Raw genomic sequence first — 19,853 nt, forward strand, 5'->3', positions numbered from 1 at the left:
TTTAATTTGTTTGCTTTTGATACCAACGTTTTGGTACTAAACCAAAATCAATGCCTATCACGTCCGGCGTACCACTACCCATGCCAAGCTCGCCTTTTAAATCCGATCCGGTGGTATTTACCCCTTGTTTGATTGGCACGACATCACCTGTCAAGGTAGTTTTACTTCGCTGTCCAAAGTCTGATCGATTGGATTTATCAATTATTTCTTTCAGCGTTTGATTACCTATCAACATTTGTATATTTGTTTTTTCTTTACTATATGCCCCTAACGTAAGCTCTTGGATACCTTTACCTGCTCTAATGTAGCCGCCCATACCATTTGTAGAATTATCAGCAGTTGTACCCGCTTTTTGTTCACAAACTCCCCAGGGTAAACAATACATCTGTCGCTCAGAGCCACCAATGACTTGAGCAGAGCAACTGCTGACATTAGTGTCATAAGCCATTTCTGGGCTATAGGCTGTCATATAGTAAATATTACCAATCGACAAACCATCGCCCACACTTTTGACATATTTGACATTGCCATAGCCATCAAAGTAGGTCAACGGATAGTTCCAGCCTTGATACGTACCTGCCTTCATAGCACTAATAGCATCAGCTTTAGTTAATTTTGTACCTGATGTACTTGTTAAATTATCAAAAGGCAGGGTAGCTAAGTTATCCATGGTCAGTTCAGAAGTTTTCAGTGGATCAGTTATCTTTTTATCATCACCATATAAGTCTTGACGTGCGATATCGCGGTCAAATATACCAAACACTCTATCGGCAGTATTTATGTCACGGTCTCGTGACAATGGATTACTTCTATCACCTGAAGCAATATTGACTACTGCCATTCTCACTGTGTAGCCTGATGGCTTATAAAAACTCACCGATGGCTTATTATAAAAACGATACTGCAATCCTTTATCAATTAGTTTGTTACTACCATCTGCCTTAAAGTCTTGGGTATTGAGCACACGCGTGACTCGGCGTACTAAGGTATTAATAGCAGGGGTCGTATTCAATGCTTTACCATTTTGCAAATCTATGCGAAATATTTGACCGCCCAAATCACCAAAATATAAATGATCGATCAAACCATCATTATCTCGGTCTAGGGTGGTGATTTCACTGACTACACTATGCGTCATCTTTGCAACGTTGACATTTTTGCCTGCTGCAGTGCTGCTAGAAAATGAGGCAATCAAACTACCATTTGACGCATCTACAATATAGACAGCATTGCCTTGTGCTGATGTTTTTAAATCGCATTCCGCGAACTTGTTACCAGTGGCATTGAGCTTAAAGGTCGGGTCTTCATAACAAAGATCATAACCACCGCCAAAGATTAACACGTCTTTGATATCTGACTTGGTACTACCCACTTGTATTTTACCCACGACTGGTTTGGAAAAGATGTGTCCCATACGTTCAAAACCTGTCGTAGTATTTGTGATAGCAAATTTTTGAGTTGGGGTACCAACTGTACTGACATCATATCCGTAAAATCCCATACCGCCTCTACCTAATCCGCCAAATATCTGGACATCTGAGGCTGAGACAGTACCGCTACCATCTTTATTAAACGTATATTTGTAATTTGCTTTGGTTGACCAAGGGGCATCTACACCAAATTTAGGGACATCGGTGCCTTCTTTGCTGTCTTTTTTTAGTGCAGCCAGCTGATTTTTTAGGATAATCTTAGGAATAATCGCAACACCCTCTTCGCCTGTAGCAGATTTGGCAAGATGCAACGCACCATCCATCGAGCCAAATACTAAGTAGTCATCTCGGTCTGTATCTTTTGTCGATACCTGACCTGCGTCTGCAGCAATTTTTGTGGGATCTTCTGGGTCGGGTTTGTTTGGGGCATTGATTTTACCACTATAAGTGACGAGCGTTGGTTGCGAGTGTACGATACCTCCGAGTACTCTGATATTGCCACTCGGGGTGGTGATGAGTTTTTTTAACTCAGCTTCAACATTCGTAGCATTAGCTATTGCTTTGATCTCATCATCAGTCTTGGTTATGTCATAGCCCAAAAAGTTGAGCAGATAAATTTTGGTTTTGACAGCTTTGTCATTAAAAGTAGTGCCAGAAGAATCTGTCAGCGTCTGCGCATAGTCTGTTTGGCTTATTTTGTCAAATCCAACCAGCTCTCCAGAAGACACACCGACTTTTAGCAAACCTGTACCATTTTCTATATAGACATTTCTTGTGCTATTGTCTGCGGGTTTTGACGACGCGACAGGCGAAATCAGTCTGGCGTAGAAGCCACCTGATGTTACTCTGTCATTGACATTAATAGTGTTACCATCTTTATCCAGTTCTGTCGCTTGGATTGTACTCCATAAATCAAGGGTAGAAGGGTTGAGATTGGTAGGGAAAGAACCTGCAATCACATTACCATTGGCATCTTTGGGCTGAATGTACAATCTTGAAGACGCTGTGGTATCGGCAGGGTTTGTTTTGCCATACAAGGTGCCTTGATTCACTTCATATTTTTTTAGGTTGCCTGGCCAAATAGTCAATCCGCTGTTTACTTTTGGCTCAATCATCGGCAAATAAGCGTAAGGCTGTAGATTGATTGGGTTAAGTGGGTCTTGCGGGATAGTAATCGTACCGGACGGAATACTAGGTATTGAATTGTCGAGTTTTGATATAAAGGCTAGGATACTGCCGACGATGTCTTGTGAGTTTTTGGCATAATAGAATCCCCCTTGACCGTAGCCACCAACATTACTATAACCTGTAAAGCCCGTTTTGGGGTCTTCTGATTCCATGCCGACATTGCATGAGTTTTTTGCATCAGGTTCTGCACTTAATTTACTGCAATCATAATATTTTTTTTGGTAGATTGTTCCATCTGATAAAGTCAAAGGATTGACAGTATAATTGGCTGGTTTATCTACACCACTAAAAGTAGCACCAAATCCAACCATCGCTGTTTTAATACCCTTATTATTCAAAGCTTTTGCATAATCGCCGATACAACTCCATCCAGAGTCATCACCAAAATCTGTACCAGTATTGCTCATCATTCCAGTACAACTATATGATGAACCCATTACATCTTGCATCATTCTTTGTGTGTAATAATTTGCTGGTGTATCATTTGTCGTAGCAGTGTTTGGTGTACCATCTGTCAACAGATAAACGCCATTACCCGCACATTGTGATGAATTGGGTTTTCTATAATTTGTTCCATCCACAATGGTACTGTCTGAAGTGTTTTTAAAACCACTATAAGAATTACCTCCACTATTTGTATTTTTACCTAGTAAATAGGCTCCTGCTTCATTAAACGCTCTTGCCGTTGGTGTACCTCCACTTGCGGAAAGTCCACTTATAAAGGTATAAATATCCTTTTTTTGAGCTGTATCCAACACCTTGGCAGGCTTATTAATTAGTCCATATTGAGCATTACTATTTGGATAACCAAATGAGCCTACCCCTATTTGTACTTTGTTGGTTAAACTTTCATTTTGAAGAACATCTATCAAGGCTAACTTTAAATTAGAGATGCGGTCATAGACTTTTGTTTGCGGATTTGTGCTTGTGTCATTACAGTAGGTTAACTTGATATCAATGCTTGGTGAAATCGCTTCTCCATCAATATCAGAAATCTTGACTGTTTCTTCAAGTGGGTTATATAGCCTTGCAAAATCATCACTTTGTTGGCCAAAAACACAACTCTGACCATTTGCTCCTTTAAAGTTTGCGATAGATTTGTCAGTAACTTCAGTCGCATCTCGATAATCTTTTGTATTAGTAATTTGATTCTTTTGGTCGTAATATTCATCTACAGGAGATATACAGATTCCAAAAAAGTAAGCGGTACATTTTCTCACTCTCCAGCGAGTTATATTGGCGGTAGGCAAATCTTGTAGAAAACTATAACTACCATCCATACTCCCTGATTTATCCAGCATCAACATAATCGTTGGTTTCACATCACCTACAGGCGGCTGATAAATAGACAAATCCCCCGTCTTAGAGTATGTAGCAGTACCAGCAGCATCATAGCTGACAGCCGCTTCACCAGTCGCCACAGGCACACTTACAGCGACTAAAGCAGCCACTAAAGTAGAGAGCTTAAACGTAAATTGGTCAGGTGTCGCGTTAATTAAACTCGCCTTGTTTTTCATCATCCACCTCTATCAGCCTAAATTTGTAAAAAACTTTGATATCATTAATCCATAAACTTACTTTGGCGTGCCATCTTCGTTGGCATTTAGCAGATTTTGGCAGCCAACACTTAACTTACCATTCCCTTTGCCATAGTCATTACAAGTAGTCGGCGTCTGTCTGTTTTCCAGCGTTGCCTCTTCGACAACGGTTTTTGCAGGAATGCCTTTTTTAGCTAGACAAGCTGATACAGTTTCATCATAAGATTTAGCCTCATCTACACCTTGATCATTTTTTTCTGTAAACCCATAATCACTCGGGTTTTCATTGGGTTTTTTGAGACAATTATTAATATCAGCATCTGATGTAGACGACTGTGCTAAACTAGGCAATAACGACGTACTAAAAATTCTGAATTTATAAGATGAACTTAGAACATCAGAAGTCGATACACTTTTACCCAATGGTACATGCTCAAATGCTTCTCCTAACAACGCTGTGCTATCACTTGGCATGGTTACCGCTACTTGGGTCATGACATTCTTGCGAGCGTTGGTATAATCGCTTGACTTACCTGGATTACAAAACCCTGCTGTACCAGAACCAGATACTAATTTACTGCCACCATTAGGGGTAACGATAGTTGCTTCACTCATTCTAAAGAAATAGTTATTGTTTGGACGATAACAAAATACGACTTGATCGCCACGATTATTATTACCAATACCCATAAAATAGCCAAAACTTCCAAAAGGACCTAACATAATATTCTTTTGAGTTATAGCCTTTGCATCTGTTGGACTTGCATTTATAATATTTTCCATCGTTTTATGGGTATTATCAGATGTATTAAGTAACAAGGTATCAATTTGATCTGCGGTTGCCAATTTTAAATCAGTATTACTTTGTCGAATTGCTATCGCACCTGCCAAAGCTATTAGTACTAAAAATAACAATACTACGATTAGGGCTGCTCCAGATTGGGAGTGCAACTTAAAATTAGTGCGTGTACTCATGTTTCCTTCCTCTGTAGCTTTTTAACGAGCATTACGTAAAGCTATTTCATGTTCAAATACAGCACGGCTAAAGGATTTATTTGAATTAGATGAATCTTTTAAACTAACTTTTTGACCTAATACATTATAAAAATCTACTTGATTACTAATATCTCCAACACTGCCTTTTGAAGATCGAGTAATTCCAGCAATTTTAATCCCTACAATAGGTGGCAAAGCGGCTTTTAAAGCCAAATACTCTTTGACCGTATAATAACTGTATTCTGTATCAGACAATTTTGTTTTTAGTAAAATATCAAAATAGTCGATGTTGGGGACTATTATGCCTCCAGCATCTCCAAAATCTTTTAAAATATTTTTATCAGTAAGGATGGTTGAAGCGATTTTCGATTCCCCTTGTTCAGTATAGTCATCAATCGTTTCAGTAATATATTTTCCAGCGTCGCAATAAAGTGACAACTCGGTAGGCTTTGTATTGTCAGACGCTCTGAGATAATACCGCTCCACAACTATTTGCCCATCAATGGTTTTTTTGACGCCATTGATGGTAACTTGTCTAGGTCCCAGTGCGACATTTCCTTCACAATCATACATTTTTTGGGGTGCTCGAAACTGAATAGTAAGTTGACCGCTTGCCTTATCAACATTGCTAACACCTGTCCATTCATTATCTGTACCTTTATCAGTAATATCCCCTGACTTGGTAAATAGTTTGTCTGATATATCAGTATTTAAAGTGCCTTTGATAATTTTAACGTTTTCGATATTTTTACTAGCCATAATAATGCCCGCACCATATTCATCACTGGTAACTTTATCGGCAGTACCTAGATTTGCCAATCTTAAATGATTTTCTAGCAAGGGTATTCCAAAAACGCTAGCATCAATGATATCGGAATTAGCTTTTTGCGTAGCACTTGTTTTTGCATTTATGAGATAAATCTGCATTACGGCAGCTGAAATAATTAAACCTAATACTAGAGATATCATTAATTCAATTAGCGTAAAACCACTATTAGAAGATAAAAAAAATTTTTTATCATTCTTATCGAAGTTAGTATTTACTTTAACCATCAATAAGTCTCCATAATAAGGCAACTTGCACCAGATTTGTAAATACCCGAGTCATCTGCACAATCCCTAATATTTGAGCCTATCTGAGCTTTCGTATCACCCCATGCTGCAATGATACATTGACGTTCATTAACGCCAGTTGTATTTGGACAGGTGATCATATTCAATGAAATATCTTTTGCACAAGATGCTTTAACCATATTATTCACAGTAAAAGCAACCGTCTGATCTTGCGTACATTTTTTGCTCGTCGACGCGTTTAAGCACTCTTGTAGATTTTCATCCTGTACCACACTTTCACAAAATTTATTTGTTGGGTTATCTGTGTCTGCAATTGTCACAGCTGTGAATTTATTATTCAAAGTTGTCTTAAAGACAGTATTGGAGTTTGGCATACTGCGCATACTCTCTGATAATGTTTTTATGACATCCATTGCACGGTTACGCATCATGCTTTCACTGGTCGCTTTAATAGCGGTCATCTGCATTGCCGAAAATCCCAAAACAGCAATCGCAAGTAAAAGTAAAGCTACCAAAACTTCAACCAATCCAATACCTTTTTGTGAGTTCATGAACACGTCCCATTTTTGCGAGTGACAATATTACTGCTTGCATCGACCGTAATGGTATATTTATCAGACCCAGCGCCATAACACACTGAAAAACTGGTCGAACTATCTGTAAGAGTCCCTGTTCCCGTGTCCCCTTGGTAAGCTTTTTTGTAAGGGGTAAAACTAACTGCAGTTAAGGCAGTCGGGCTAGTGGTAATCGTCAAATTTTTGTCTAGCCTATAATCAGATAGCATTTCATCGGCATCCGTTGACGACCTTTTTACATACAATACGGTAATTTTTTTGCTTGATGCGCTGTTGGTTAGCACTACCCTAGTAGATCGCTGAGCAATCATTGCTTGGGTTCTAGCATCTTTTAGCGCAGCTTCAATGATGTTTGCCCCATCTTTGATTCTCGCTTGTTGTATCTGTTTTTGCATACTGGGCGCTGCCATCGCGGCAATGATAGCTATAATCGCAATGGTGATGACAAGCTCAATCAGCGTAAAACCTTGGTCACGACCTTGGTTACGATGATACTGTCTGTTCAAAACTTTCATCACGATACCCATCCACATCCCTCAATAAACGACCTATCATACCATGTTTGCTAGCACAAATAATTCTAACATTAAAGCAAAAAATATACCTATTATCGCGGTATTTTTGTTAATTGTCATACCTAAAGTTTACTAACGGTAATTTACCTAAGCCACTTATCGTTGCTAAGTGAATTAGGACAAAAGGTCACTCACGTATTATCAAATCATTTTTAGCTTAGTCTTTTAAAGCATCCTTCCAACAACCCATTGGTAGCCCGCCTTTATCTGCAAGCTTTAACAATATGGCGGTGCAAGTTTGGTCGCCAAACACACAAGCAGGACCTAATGCAAAACCTTACCATGCAAGACTGAATACGCATGAATATGGGCAGATGGGTAATAATTTGTGAGTAGATTAGCCAATTCAGACAGGGTGGCACCTGTGGTGACCACATCATCAAACAAAATCAAATTTTTGCTAGGGGGCATATCTGTCAGAGAAAACGCATCTTTGATATTATCTAAACGCTCCTCTCGGCTTAGACCCTGCTGGTGAGGTCGGTCCATTCGCTGCACACCCGTAAAAACAGGGATTTGCCAGTGAAAGCTTAGATAAGCGGTTAAAATGGCAAGCGGATCGAAGCCGCGTTGCCTAATGCGCTGTAGACTTGTTGGCACTTTAACGATTAAAGAGTTTTTTGAATGACAACCTTTGGGAATATGCAGTTGTCTGATAGCCTGAACCAAAACGGGCAGATGATGTAATTGCTGCCCATTTTTGTACCCAAGCATGATTTTATTGAGGGGATATTGATAGTAGCCGCTAGCTACGCCACGCAGTGACGTTTGCTTTAGTTGCAAAGTAAAAAATGACGTGGACCATGCAAACTGGCTATGGCATGGCTGACAAAGAAATTGCTGTCGATTGAACCAATGGTCATGATGACGCGGTGCTAAGTTATCAAAGCCTGCTGCAGCGCAATCATTGATGCCACATAGTTGGCAACGGTGATGAACTTTCGCTTGATACACTAGCGCCATGGCAAAGGGCAATCGCCACCAAGGCAAGGGGGCTATGATTGCCATAAACGCAGTTAAAGCCCTTTAAAATCATTGAACATGATACCAAGACCGATATTGGTGCTCTTATGATTATAGTCTTGGATATTTTCACCATAGCCATGGAATACTTGTAAAATCGCTTTCATACCGCCTTTCAATGGATAGGCGTAGTCTACCTGTATAGCGCCTTTATTGGTACTTGGATTATAACGCATCACACCACCCACTGTGCTTTGGTCATTAAGCGGATACAACCAACGCACATCGCCATAGCCCATGTAGTCCCCGATATCTGGGTTATCCGAGTCTTTACTGTTTTCATATGCGATGAGCCACAGTCTTGGAATCACGGTGAGTTTGCCCCACTCCGTCCCTGCCATCGCATAGATACGATTCCAAGAACGGGATAACGGGTCTGATTGTCCATTTGATTCATGCACGAGCCCCGCGCCTAACATTCTTAATGACCCATTTCCAGGCAGATTACCCTTGATAGGCTGTGTCAAAAATATCTCTGGCTGATAATCTGAGCTGCGAAAAGGTCTTGAATACTTACCATTGTACACTTGCCAATAAGACTGCTGGGTATAGCCAAGCCAAACATCGGCATTGGTATCGAACACATCTTGGGCAAGCTTGGTTTTCATTGAAATTTGCAGCTTGCTATCTAAGTGCTGCAAAGAATCTTTCGATGCGCGAACATGATCTTGGGTGGGTGAATGAATATCATAGTTTGGCGTCGCGTTGTACCAAAGCGGCATGACATACATGGGCAAATGTGGACGTATCGTCAGTATCCCTTTGGGATCATTTTTATCCAAGTCATATAACACACTCAGTGGCGTATATTTTTCCACATCCGTTGCAGTCACCCCCACTTGTTTTAAGATTGTTTTGTCTTGCTTGTTGGGCACTAAATGATCCAGTTTTTTTTGCTCGTTTTTAGTGGGAGTCAAGACGGTTGCCGTTTGATCCACGGCTAACACGGGCACTGCTTTACCTTCTTTGATACTCACTTTCAAGGTTTTGGCAATATCAAGGGGCGCCTTGGCTTCGGGTTCGATTTTACCAACGCTTATCTTGTCAAAACAAGCTAGACGCGCGACATTGTCAGTGATTTTTGAACAGGTTAGCAGCGTTTGCTCGTCGACAGGAATAACGGTTGTTGTTATTAAAGTTTTTGTTGAATCTTGTGTTGAGGGTTTTGTTGAAGCTTTTGTTGAAGCTTTTGTTGAAGCTTTTGTTGAAGTTTTTGCCTGCGTAGTTGCTGTAACTGTTAGTGTGGCTAGTATAGCAAGCGATAAAGCAGTGCGGTAAAGCGTAAGTTGTAACATAGGTTGACCTTCTTACAAAAATATCGTTCATGATAGCAAAAATTGATGAAAAATAGTTAACAAATGCATAATAATTTTTAACAGTAAAGTAAAGTTTTAATCAACTATTGGCTCGTCAATTATTGGTATTTCTATGGGTGCTTGTATGGGTAATTCTAATGATACTGCTGACCTTGATACTCAAGCCAACCGTCTTGATGACGGCTAGCGGGGTCACGGTGTGTCCAATGTACAACGCCACCTTTATTGTTATAAATATATTCACCTTGACTTCCTCCCCTTGCTAAAGCAAGGGGATTCCTTCTACAAGACGGTCAAGCCCGACCGCAAGAATGTTCTTACTGGCATTGATATCTCTATCATGCCATGTGCCACACGAAGCACATATCCATTCTCTTATTCCAAGCGATTTTCTACCTTTCGGACTATTGGCGGTGATTTCCCCGCAACACGAACATCGCTGGGTCGTGTATCTCTCATTCACGATTTCAAAACGGCAACCTGCGTTCTCGCATTTGTAGGTCAGTTGCCTTTTGAGTTCAAACCAACCTGCATCGTAAACCGATTTGGCGAGTTTGCTTTTTTTACTGTTAAATTGGGTGGTTTTCACATCACCGACCACGATTAGGGCATTGTCCTTGACTAATTGGGTGGTGAATTTATGGATGAGGTCTTGGCGTGTATTTTTGATTTTGGCATGGATAGCCTTGATACGTTGTTTGTTTTTAGCTCTTTGAGCAATGGCTAACGCTTTAGCATATTTGAGCGTTTGTTTGATTTGTAATTTATTGCCATTTGAGGCGGTGGCACTGTCTTTAAGTCCTAAGTCAATGCCTACACTGCCTGTACCGCATTGTGTCTTGGGGTAGTCTTTGACGGTGATACAGGCATACCAACGGTTACGGCTGTCTTGTACCAATTCGCATGTGTTGATTTGGTATAGGCTAAGGTTGTAGCTGTCCCATAGGTCAATGACTAGTTTTTGTCCTTTGGCTAGGCTTAGTTGCAAGGTGGATTTTAAGCCCTTTTTGCCTGTTTGGTGCGTGGCAATATGCTTAATGGCAGATTGTTTAAATGGTAGCCAACCTAATGATTTACGTTTTGAATTTGGGTTGTTGGTTCGCCATGATAGTTTAGCTTTTTTGAATTGTTTTCTAGCTTTGGCGTGGGTTTCATTGATGGCTTGAATGGTTTGCGAGTGTAACCCCAGTAATTCACCGCTACCTTTGGTGTATTCGTTCAAATCATAAGCTGAAAAGAATTTACCAGTTTTTTGTAGGTGCTTGTAACTCAAGTCATTGACGTAGTTCCATACGAAATTGACCGAACCGCTTAGGCGGTTAAGCTTTGCTGTGTGTTTATCTCGTATGCGTAGCTTGAGTGTTTTCATGCAAATTATTTTAGCAAAATTTATGCAAGCGTTATAGTGTATGAGTTGCCTTATATCCACCGCCTAAAGTCGGTGGTTTTACGGCAACGGAGGATAAAAACGAATGGGATTGTTGGCTTGAATACCCTCGATGCGCGGTGCCAAATCAATATTATGGGCAATTAACACCGTGATGTTTGGGTAGTTATCAATTTTGACCAAAAATTTTTGATGGCGGCTACCCTCATTATCGTCTTTTAGCACTTTAATCACCGTACCACACCCTAATACCTGTCGTTTAACGCTGGGATTTTTGGCTTGATAAGCTTGATTAATGACGGCGTTGTTGCATTGAATATTTGTTGCCTGACGTTTTTTGTCAGTATAACTTGCTGAATTTTTAGCCGTCTGTTGATTGGACTTTGAGTCCACTAACGGTGAATTTGGGCTTGCTAACTGGCTATTTCCGCTTTGGTTTTGGCTTTTATTTTGCCTTGGCTGTTGGTCGGCATTGCCTTCATGGGAACACCCAGTGACAAAAATTAGCACCCCGAAAGTTAACGGGATGGCTATAGACTTTGCTAAGTGATAGTTCAATTTTTATTTAACCTTTATGGTTGAATGGGTCAATGAATCATTTGACTGAGTTTTCTTGAACTGAGTTTTCTTGAACTGAATTTTCTTTAACTGAGTTTAGAGTTAATTTAATTGGGACAAAAGTTGCTCAAAATCAGAGCGTTTGACTGCACCGTTTTGTCTTGCTACCAGTTGACCGTTTTGGTAAAACAACAATACAGGCGGACCGAACACGGCTAGTTTTTTATAGATTGCTTGGCTATCCGCCGTATTGTCAGTCACATCGAGTTTGACAACTTGCCAGCTGGCTAAACTTTGCGGCGGGTTGGCAAAAATTTTATCCATGATACGACATTCAATGCACCACTCTGCGGTGACATCGACGACTAGCTTTGGATATTGCGTAAGCAAGGGTTCAAGCTCTGACAGTTTAGTGATTGTAATCGTTTGGGTGGTCTTTGTTGCCGTGAATGCCGATTGCCCTGAAGTATTCACAAGCTTGTTAAGCGGCTGCCAACTATCTTGACTACCTGAGGCAGCGCCTATCACCAGACACGCTGACCAAATCCATGCTAGCAATGCTAGTGCTTGAGTGAGTAATTGACCTTTTTTGCCCTGCCAGCGCCACAGCCATAAGCCAATCACAGCAAACCACAGCGCCCATAGCATCAGCATCCCGCTTGATAGCCATATACGCTCTATCATCAATAAAGCGACGCCAAATAACAGCAAACCAAAGCTGGTTTTGACCCAGTTCATCCACTCGCCTGCTTTTGGCATAAAATTACCTTGGGTGGCGCCCAGTAAAATGAGCGGTGTGGATAGCCCAAGCCCCAATAAAAACAATGCGGCAAACCCCATCACAGGATCACCCAGCGCTGCCACACCTGCCAACGCACCTGCAAGGGGTGCCGTCACACAAGGCGAGACAACCAGCGCAGAGAACAAGCCCGTCAAATAACTACCACTTAAGCTACCGAGTCGATTTGCCCCAATTTGGCTGATTTTTTGGAACTTAACACGAAGCGCATGCGGCAGTTGCCAGCGAATGACATCCAACATGTACAGTCCAAGCAGGATAAATAGCCCTGCAAAAATTAGCAAAATAACAGGGTTTTGTAGCCAGTTTAGTATCCCCAAAGATTGCCCAAATAACGCAATCACTGCGCCCAAAATGCCATAACTGGTGGCAACACCCAAACCATAACTGCCCGTGAGTAATAACCCTTTTTTGGCAGATGGACGATGTTGACGGGCAACGATATTGGCTACAATCGGCAGCATGGGTAGCACACAAGGGGTAAAAGCCAACCCTAATCCCGCTAAAAACAACAGCAATAACGCAACACCGCTATGCTTGGTCAATCCAAAAATATCTTGATTGCTAGCGCTAGCTGTCAAACTCGTTGCCGCCGCCGATGCAGCCGCGGGTTTAGTCATGACAGTTGTTTGGGCAGGTTGAGACGATGCCATAGATACGACAGGGGCGGATGCGGTTAACTGCGCTGTGGTTAAGACATCGGTGGCTGAAGCATCGGTCACTGGGGTCAATGCGACTTGCTGCCCCGCTGCGGCTGTACTGCCACCGGAAATCGCTGGTTTGGCAGACGGTGGGCTAGTTGCCTCATCGACGGTTTTAGCAGGGGTCAAGCTAGCAGATTGCTGAGTCGTTGTCGGGGCGGCATCATTGGTCGTCGCCACAGTATTGGTGACTTTGGCTTGGGCGGTTTTTGACGACATTGCGTCTGATTTTTTTGCGCCATTTTTGGTGGAAGCGGCCAATTGGGTGATGACAAATTTGGTCTTTTCAGGGGGATAGCAAAGCCCTACTTTGGCACAGCCCTGCCATTTGACCGTAGCAGGTTGTGAGGTGATTGCCTTATCCGCGCTCAACGTGGTTGTGGCAGTAAAGGGGTGTTCAAACACAGGCACCCGACCAAAATCCGGGTCATCCACATAAGTCGGTGCTGCACTAAATTGTAGTGGTGTCGCTGTTACCCCGTCAGGTAATTGTAAGGTTAATTTATCCCGATACGCATAATAGCCTGCTTTGACATCCACATGAATGGTCACTACTTGCCCTTTTTGCTCAGTGTAGACTTTAAAAGCCTCATGCACCGGTAGCGGCTTGTCTTTGGCGCTCAAGCTGGGATTGTCACTGCCGCCAAAAACCTCGCTTAAACTAATCGCTTGCGCGCTTGGCATAGTGAGGCTAGTGACAGCCAGTAGCGTACCAAGCAAACAGACATGACGACTCAAGGTTCGAAAACAACACAATGGCGTAGGCATAAGGGATATATTTTTCAAAGGCAACTTCTCATATGTTTTAAATTCACAGGTTTTAAATTTATACGTTTCAGATTTATACGTTTCAGACTTTATACGTTTTAAGCCACGTAATTATATTATGACGGCTAATTTTAGCCAATCCCCGCCCAAAAACCTAGCAAAAAAAATCAGAGTGCGTGACTCTGATTTTGTTAACCCAGTAACAGCACCAAACTTATAATTTAGCAAAAATGTCTGCGTCTTGACCTTCGCCGCCTTCTTTGCCATCAGCGCCCAATGAGAATAAATCATAGGTTCTGCCTTCGGTACCTGGGATAACGTATTGTAGCTCATTATCCCAGCCATCTTTCGGGAAACCGCCTTTAATATACCCGCCCTCTGGCCAGTTTTTGGCACCTTGTGGTGGCTTATTTAAGGCTTCTAAGCCTTCTTGGGTGGTGGGATAGCGACCATTGTCCACTTTAAACATATCAATGGCATTTGAGGTGGTGGATAAAGCCGTTTCGGTGGTTTTGATGCGGGCTTTGTCACTTTGACCCACCACTTTGGGCACCACTAGACCTGCCAAAATTGCCAAAATGACAATCACTACCATGACTTCAATTAAGGTAAAACCCGCTTGACGATTTTTTGATACATGAGCACAACACATACGAATTTCCATTTTTTAGATTTTTAGCGCTTTTTGATAAGGTGTTAGGATTTTACACGGCTTTTTTGACAATTTGCATACCGATTTGGTTAATTTTGTCGGATTATTTAGCCATTAATTATTTGGCGGTTTTAGGTTTTAGCCTGCCAAATCATTCATATTGATAATCGGTAGCATCACTGCCATTACAATGGTCATGACTATCACCCCCATCAGTACCAACATCAGCGGCTCAAGTAGTGACAATAGCGTGCTAATCATATTGGTGGCTTCATTTTGCTGCATCGCTGCTGCACGCGTCAGCATGTCATCAAGCTCGCCTGAGTTCTCGCCGCTTTTAATCATCTGTACCATCATCGGCGGAAAATAATTACTGCGCTCAAGCTGGCTTGATAGGCTTGCGCCTTCGGTGACTTTTTCTGTTGCGCTCGCGATGGTATGTTTGATATGGGTATTGGTGGTGACTGCCGCGCCGATGGCTAGTGCTTCCACCAACGGCACCCCTGAGCGTACCAAAATCGCTAACGTACTGGCAAAACGTGATGCGTTAAGATTTCGCGATAATTTACCAAACACCGGCAAGCGCAAGACAACTTGGTCAAAAGCGGCTTTGCCTGCCGCTGTTTTAATAAACTTCACAAATAAAAACACCGCACCGATTAGCCCCCCTAATATCAGCCACCACCATTGGGTTAAGAGATTAGACAGTGCCAACACCACTTGGGTAATCCACGGCAGCGCTTGCTCGGATTGTTCAAACACTTTGACTATTTTTGGCACGACAAAGCTCATCAAGCCCACCACCACTGCCACCGCCATCATCAGTAAGATTATCGGATACACCATCGCGCCTTGTACCTTTTTTTGCATGGCAAAGCGATTTTCGGTGTAATCAGCTAACTGGTTTAAAATCAAATCCAAATGCCCTGAGCGCTCACCTGCGGCAATGGTGGCGATATAAATTGCTGGAAAATTACCGGAGTCTTGTAGCGCGCTCGCTAGGCTATAGCCTTCCAATACTTTGCCGCGTACGCCATGCATCAACGCTTTGACATGCGGCTTTTCGCTTTGTTTGGCAATCGCTTGCAACGCTTGTTCTATCGGTATCGACGCTGCCAACAACACCGACAATTGGCGGGTGATTAATGCCAAATCATACGCACCTACCCCTTTTTGCCACAATCGGTTGCGACTGACATCGGTTTTTTGTACAGGTGAGACTTCGACAGGCAGTAAATTTTTATCACGCAGTTGTTGGCGGATTAGCCTAGCAGAATCGGCTTCAAGAATACCTTGGTGTGACTTGCCTTGGGTATCCATGGCTTTATACTGAAATGCGGGCATGTGAGTTCCCAACGGGTAAGATTAGCGTTATTTTAAAGGCTTAATAGGCTGAAATAAAGACTCGTTTTCATTGCAATCATATTGTACCAATACCGATAGCTCATCGCGCAAGTCTTGTTTGTTAAAGCTATTGACCTCGGTAATCAGCATTTTCTCGATTCGTTTATCAACCGCGTATTCACTGATTTGCGCACAATAGATGGCTAATTGATAAACTTGCGCTTTGAGCGACTCATCGAGTGATTGCAATAGTCTCACCAATTCTGCCACATTGATGACTTGGTAAGGGTAATTGGGAATCGCTGCCTCTTTTAACGGGGTGACTGAATAGTTGACACCGAGATGGGCAAAATAATAACAACTAAATAGATAACCTAAAATATGCCCGACAAAATAACCCCGGTCATTGTGATAGCATGCCACCCCTAAAAACTCAATCACGGTTGCCGCCAAACTATGCTCAAGACCACGGAAATCAGCGGATGATGGCAGCAAGCCTACGGTTGGCAGGTTCATTAAATTTTTGTTTTGGCTGACAATCTGCCAACCAATCGGTCGCTGCGGCGGTAAATGATGGCTAATGGACATCACCAAATCATCGACGATATGTAAATTATTGAACAAATGCTGCAGTTGCATCAGCCCAACATTATCGCGCATGTTTAAATATTTGGCGACTTGCAGTTTTTTAGTTTCAATAAACTGGGATTTTTTACTGGAGATATAAAATAACAGTTGGTGGGGTTGGGAGTGCTCAAAATACTGGGTCACCGCGTTTTCTTGTGCATGAAACACGGCGGTGTAGTGGCTGGTAACATCCATTGGGTTAACACCACGATGGTCCATCGCAGGGTGTTCTGGATTGGGCTTGATGTGCAAGCCATGTGCTTCGACAGGTTGACCTTTGGTAGTTGAAGTTTCCATGTTGGCAATCGCAGCTGATAAAATATGGGACAGTGCTTGTCACTATATCATACCCCTGTCGACATAACCTAACAGATATTGCTATGAAAATAGACTGGTCATTCTTAGTTGCCATAAACTGGCTATAAGACATACAGCTTGCTATAAAAGAGGCGATAACCACAAAACCGCAGCAAACCTGCTTTTTTGTGGTTACTCAGGGTTCTCAACTACCGACTTATTGCTCGCTCAAGCTGTCAGCAAAATGCACACTATCGGTTCGAAACGACTGGCGATATTTTCGTGGTGACACTTTATAGACGCGTTTGAATGCTTGGCTAAAGGTACTATCGGAGGCATAACCCACTAACTCACTGATACGGCTGATGCTATTTTCTTGTAGCCGTAAATACCGCGCGGCAAGACGAAGTCGATAGTCGGTTAAATAAGTTAACGGCGGCACCCCCACCACCTCCCGAAAATGCTCGGCAAAACTACTGCGTGACATCCCGGCGACCTCGGCTAACTTATGAATGGTCCAATTGGTCTCGGGTCGATCATGCATGACCGCCAACGCCTTGGCAAGATAAGGGTCTTTCACAGCTTTTAGCCAATTATCTGTCGCTTCGGGCAAGTCTTCAATATAGCTGCGTACACACTCAATCATCAAAATACTGGCGATACGATTGATAATGGTCATTTTGCCAAGTCGGTTCTGCTCAGACTCTAATGCCAAAAATTTGACACCCAAATCAAGCATAATCATTTTTTGCTCATCGTTTGATTCGCTTTCTGGCAAAATTTTTGGTAAAGCGCTGAGTAACGGGCGCGTGATCTCTCGATCGTAATGGCATACAATCGCGACCATTTCAGTTGTTTGCGCTGGCTCATCACCTTGGCTATGAATAGCGGGTTTACCCAAGTTGATAGTTTCAACAGTCTGGCTAGTTAATAACGGGGCAATGTCAATTGATGGGATATCAGATTGCCCCACACCACAAATAAGGTGTTTTTTGCCGCCGGGCACCATGACCACATCGCGCGCGTGTGCGTTGCGATACACATCATCGACCTTAATACTAATCCCACCTGTGGTAATCAAATAAAACACGATACAATCTTTTTTATCTAACTCAAACGACCACTCCCCAGTGGCGTGTATATAGTGATACTGAGTTTGATACAAATGTATATCTTCAAGCAACATACTGAGTGCATCCATGAATTTTTCCTAAGTTATTGGCACAGCAATTTAAAAAAATGCAACATAAACTACAAACTAGCTAACTTACAAGTCAAACTTTGGTAATTGGACTTGAGATAAAAATTTAAAGACGTATACATAAACCGTCATTCTCATTGTCAGCAATCATATCATCTTTTACAGGCGCTGCTGGTTAAGTTTGAGTTTGTAGGGCTATTAAAATCCAGTATTACCAGTCATAAAAATGCTTTATTTTTCAAATATTTCAAAGGCAATGGCTTAACATATAATAACAGGTAGTGAACACTTGTTATGGGTTATACACTAGCGATATGATATTTGGGTGTCTAAACAAATAAATAAGTGAATAAATAGCTAAGCAACTAAACCTAATCAGCCAAATCAGCCATTTGGCTTTTTTTTGATTTTGATTTATTATCAATGGCTTAACTGAAGGCTTAACTATAGTCTATAACCAATCCATCATCACTATGAATCTATGAATACTCATCACTTGCGTAAACAGTTACGTCAACAACGTCTACGCTTATCCAAGCGCCACCGTAATCGTGCGGCTTATCAAGCACGACGAGGTTTAAACCGGCTACAGCATCCTGCTTTAACTGGCAAAAATGTCAAAATCGGGATTTTTGCAGATGCCTTTGGGGAAATGCCTACCCAGCCGCTGATGGATTGGGCAAGACAGCGCGGCTATGGTATTTATTTACCTGTCGTCACTGGCAAACATCAGCCGCTTGTATTTATCGAGTTTAGCCAAAAAACTTGGCGACAATCTCGCCTGCCTCGTCACCCACTGGGCATGCGCCAACCTGAGCAAGGAAAAATGGTTAAAGTGGCGGCGCTTGATGTAGTATTTATGCCGCTAGTGGCAGCGGATAAAATTGGCAATCGTATGGGCATGGGCGGCGGTTACTATGACCGCACCTTAGCCAAGGCTAAAAACAAACCACTTAAAATTGGCTGGGCTTATGATTTTCAATTGGTTGACAAACTTGACAGCAATCCTTGGGATATCAAGCTTGATGCCCTTATCACGCCGAGTAAACTATGGATATTTAGACGCTATTTGGTGTCTAAACAATAAATGGATAATCATTAGATGAACGATAAAAAAAACAATGACAACATTCCAACTACCGCTTCAGATTCACCCACTAATAATGCCAAATTAACTGAAAATCTTAATGAGTTAAGCGATGCAGAAATTGCCAGCGTGATGAATCCCGACAGATTAACGCAACTTTTAACCCAAGCGGATGCCTTTACCCGAGTGAATTCTGAAGACTTGGACGATTTTTAGGCAGTAATGAATCAATATTAGAGTGACTTTATCAGCCGTTGCCGTAAAACCACCGCCTTTAGGCGGTGGATATAAGGCAATTGCTTAACTCTATAAGATTTGCTATACTCATATCACTATATTTAATGTCTTGCACTCAACAGTTAAGTTAAGACTAAATTGCGAGTACGCAGTAACTTAACTGGTAAGACATTCCAAACACACACTTAAGCTAATCCGTGTCTATTGACAATCCTAACGGTAGGATTAGTTTAAAATAAAAACCTTAAATGTACGGTGTGTCGTACGGGCGGTTGCCACTATTTAAGGTTTGCGGTGGGGCTTCACCGTCTTGCAGAAGGAATCCCCTTGCTTTAGAGAGGGGAGGAAGTCAAGCCCAATACGAGCGTTTAATAATTGAAGATTATGGCGCCATGCTAGATATTTTTCCTTCAAGCGTCAAATTTGGGCTTTTTTTAATTATCTTGACGCTTATTTTAAATGTCTTTTTGCTATGCCGAG

At 42.0% G+C, this 19,853-nt stretch carries 16 protein-coding genes and 1 pseudogene; 2 read left to right on the forward strand and 15 right to left on the reverse strand.

What is annotated here, in order from left to right; all coding sequences use genetic code 11:
• Window position 1: 1 nt before the first annotated feature.
• From AXE82_RS03555 to AXE82_RS03620, 15 genes and pseudogenes are all read right to left on the reverse strand, one after another.
• Window positions 2-4,138 (reverse strand): pilus assembly protein, encoded by a 4,137-nt coding sequence (locus tag AXE82_RS03555; protein WP_082741404.1) that lies wholly within the window; start codon window positions 4,136-4,138, stop codon window positions 2-4.
• Between the two features lie 54 nt (window positions 4,139-4,192).
• Window positions 4,193-5,131, reverse strand: a complete 939-nt coding sequence (locus tag AXE82_RS03560) for a hypothetical protein (RefSeq protein ID WP_062331509.1) — start codon at window positions 5,129-5,131, stop codon at window positions 4,193-4,195.
• Window positions 5,132-5,152: 21 nt separating this feature from the next.
• The gene (locus AXE82_RS03565) at window positions 5,153-6,205 is read right to left on the reverse strand and encodes a prepilin-type N-terminal cleavage/methylation domain-containing protein (protein WP_062331512.1); all 1,053 of its coding nucleotides are present in this window, start codon (window positions 6,203-6,205) and stop codon (window positions 5,153-5,155) included.
• A complete protein-coding gene (gene pilV, locus AXE82_RS03570; RefSeq protein ID WP_036589582.1) occupies window positions 6,205-6,777 on the reverse strand; it encodes a type IV pilus modification protein PilV in 573 nt (190 codons plus the stop codon). The genes AXE82_RS03565 and pilV overlap by 1 nt, the downstream gene beginning before the upstream one ends.
• Window positions 6,774-7,316 carry a pilus assembly FimT family protein gene (locus tag AXE82_RS12390; RefSeq protein ID WP_167541435.1) on the reverse strand — a complete coding sequence of 181 codons (543 nt, stop codon included), beginning with the start codon at window positions 7,314-7,316 and terminating at the stop codon, window positions 6,774-6,776. Before AXE82_RS12390 ends, pilV begins: the two co-directional genes overlap by 4 nt.
• Window positions 7,317-7,640: 324 nt before the next feature.
• Window positions 7,641-8,384: a ComF family protein gene (locus tag AXE82_RS03580; RefSeq protein ID WP_062331518.1), complete on the reverse strand. Its 744-nt coding sequence runs from the start codon at window positions 8,382-8,384 to the stop codon at window positions 7,641-7,643.
• A gap of 8 nt (window positions 8,385-8,392) precedes the next feature.
• On the reverse strand, window positions 8,393-9,694 hold the full coding sequence (locus AXE82_RS03585; protein ID WP_062331522.1) for a phospholipase A: 1,302 nt from the start codon (window positions 9,692-9,694) through the stop codon (window positions 8,393-8,395).
• A 155-nt stretch (window positions 9,695-9,849) separates the two neighbouring features.
• Window positions 9,850-9,960 (reverse strand): annotated as a pseudogene (locus AXE82_RS11875) (DUF3465 domain-containing protein); the annotation flags it as partial.
• Between the two features lie 17 nt (window positions 9,961-9,977).
• Window positions 9,978-11,084 (reverse strand): RNA-guided endonuclease InsQ/TnpB family protein, encoded by a 1,107-nt coding sequence (locus tag AXE82_RS03590; protein ID WP_062331526.1) that lies wholly within the window; start codon window positions 11,082-11,084, stop codon window positions 9,978-9,980.
• Between the two features lie 78 nt (window positions 11,085-11,162).
• Window positions 11,163-11,660, reverse strand: coding sequence for a DUF3465 domain-containing protein (locus tag AXE82_RS12055; protein ID WP_227713387.1), 498 nt, complete (start codon window positions 11,658-11,660; stop codon window positions 11,163-11,165).
• A 102-nt stretch (window positions 11,661-11,762) separates the two neighbouring features.
• Window positions 11,763-13,928 carry a cytochrome c biogenesis protein CcdA gene (locus AXE82_RS03600; protein ID WP_062331534.1) on the reverse strand — a complete coding sequence of 722 codons (2,166 nt, stop codon included), beginning with the start codon at window positions 13,926-13,928 and terminating at the stop codon, window positions 11,763-11,765.
• Window positions 13,929-14,142: 214 nt separating this feature from the next.
• On the reverse strand, window positions 14,143-14,592 hold the full coding sequence (gene gspG, locus AXE82_RS03605) for a type II secretion system major pseudopilin GspG (protein ID WP_062331536.1): 450 nt from the start codon (window positions 14,590-14,592) through the stop codon (window positions 14,143-14,145).
• 126 nt (window positions 14,593-14,718) lie between these two features.
• Window positions 14,719-15,924 carry a type II secretion system inner membrane protein GspF gene (gene gspF / locus AXE82_RS03610; RefSeq protein ID WP_062331539.1) on the reverse strand — a complete coding sequence of 402 codons (1,206 nt, stop codon included), beginning with the start codon at window positions 15,922-15,924 and terminating at the stop codon, window positions 14,719-14,721.
• 27 nt (window positions 15,925-15,951) lie between these two features.
• The gene (locus AXE82_RS03615) at window positions 15,952-16,848 is read right to left on the reverse strand and encodes a hypothetical protein (RefSeq protein ID WP_062331541.1); all 897 of its coding nucleotides are present in this window, start codon (window positions 16,846-16,848) and stop codon (window positions 15,952-15,954) included.
• A gap of 217 nt (window positions 16,849-17,065) precedes the next feature.
• Window positions 17,066-18,049 carry an AraC family transcriptional regulator gene (locus AXE82_RS03620; RefSeq protein ID WP_062331544.1) on the reverse strand — a complete coding sequence of 328 codons (984 nt, stop codon included), beginning with the start codon at window positions 18,047-18,049 and terminating at the stop codon, window positions 17,066-17,068.
• Between the two features lie 481 nt (window positions 18,050-18,530).
• Here AXE82_RS03620 and AXE82_RS03625 point away from each other — a divergent pair, with 481 nt between their 5' ends.
• Together AXE82_RS03625 and AXE82_RS03630 are read left to right on the forward strand one after the other, a co-directional pair.
• The gene (locus tag AXE82_RS03625; protein ID WP_062331547.1) at window positions 18,531-19,136 is read left to right on the forward strand and encodes a 5-formyltetrahydrofolate cyclo-ligase; all 606 of its coding nucleotides are present in this window, start codon (window positions 18,531-18,533) and stop codon (window positions 19,134-19,136) included.
• Between the two features lie 15 nt (window positions 19,137-19,151).
• Window positions 19,152-19,352, forward strand: a complete 201-nt coding sequence (locus tag AXE82_RS03630) for a hypothetical protein (protein ID WP_062331550.1) — start codon at window positions 19,152-19,154, stop codon at window positions 19,350-19,352.
• Window positions 19,353-19,853 lie beyond the last annotated feature (501 nt).

Source organism: Moraxella osloensis, assembly GCF_001553955.1.
Classification (GTDB): Bacteria; Pseudomonadota; Gammaproteobacteria; order Pseudomonadales; family Moraxellaceae; genus Faucicola; species Faucicola osloensis.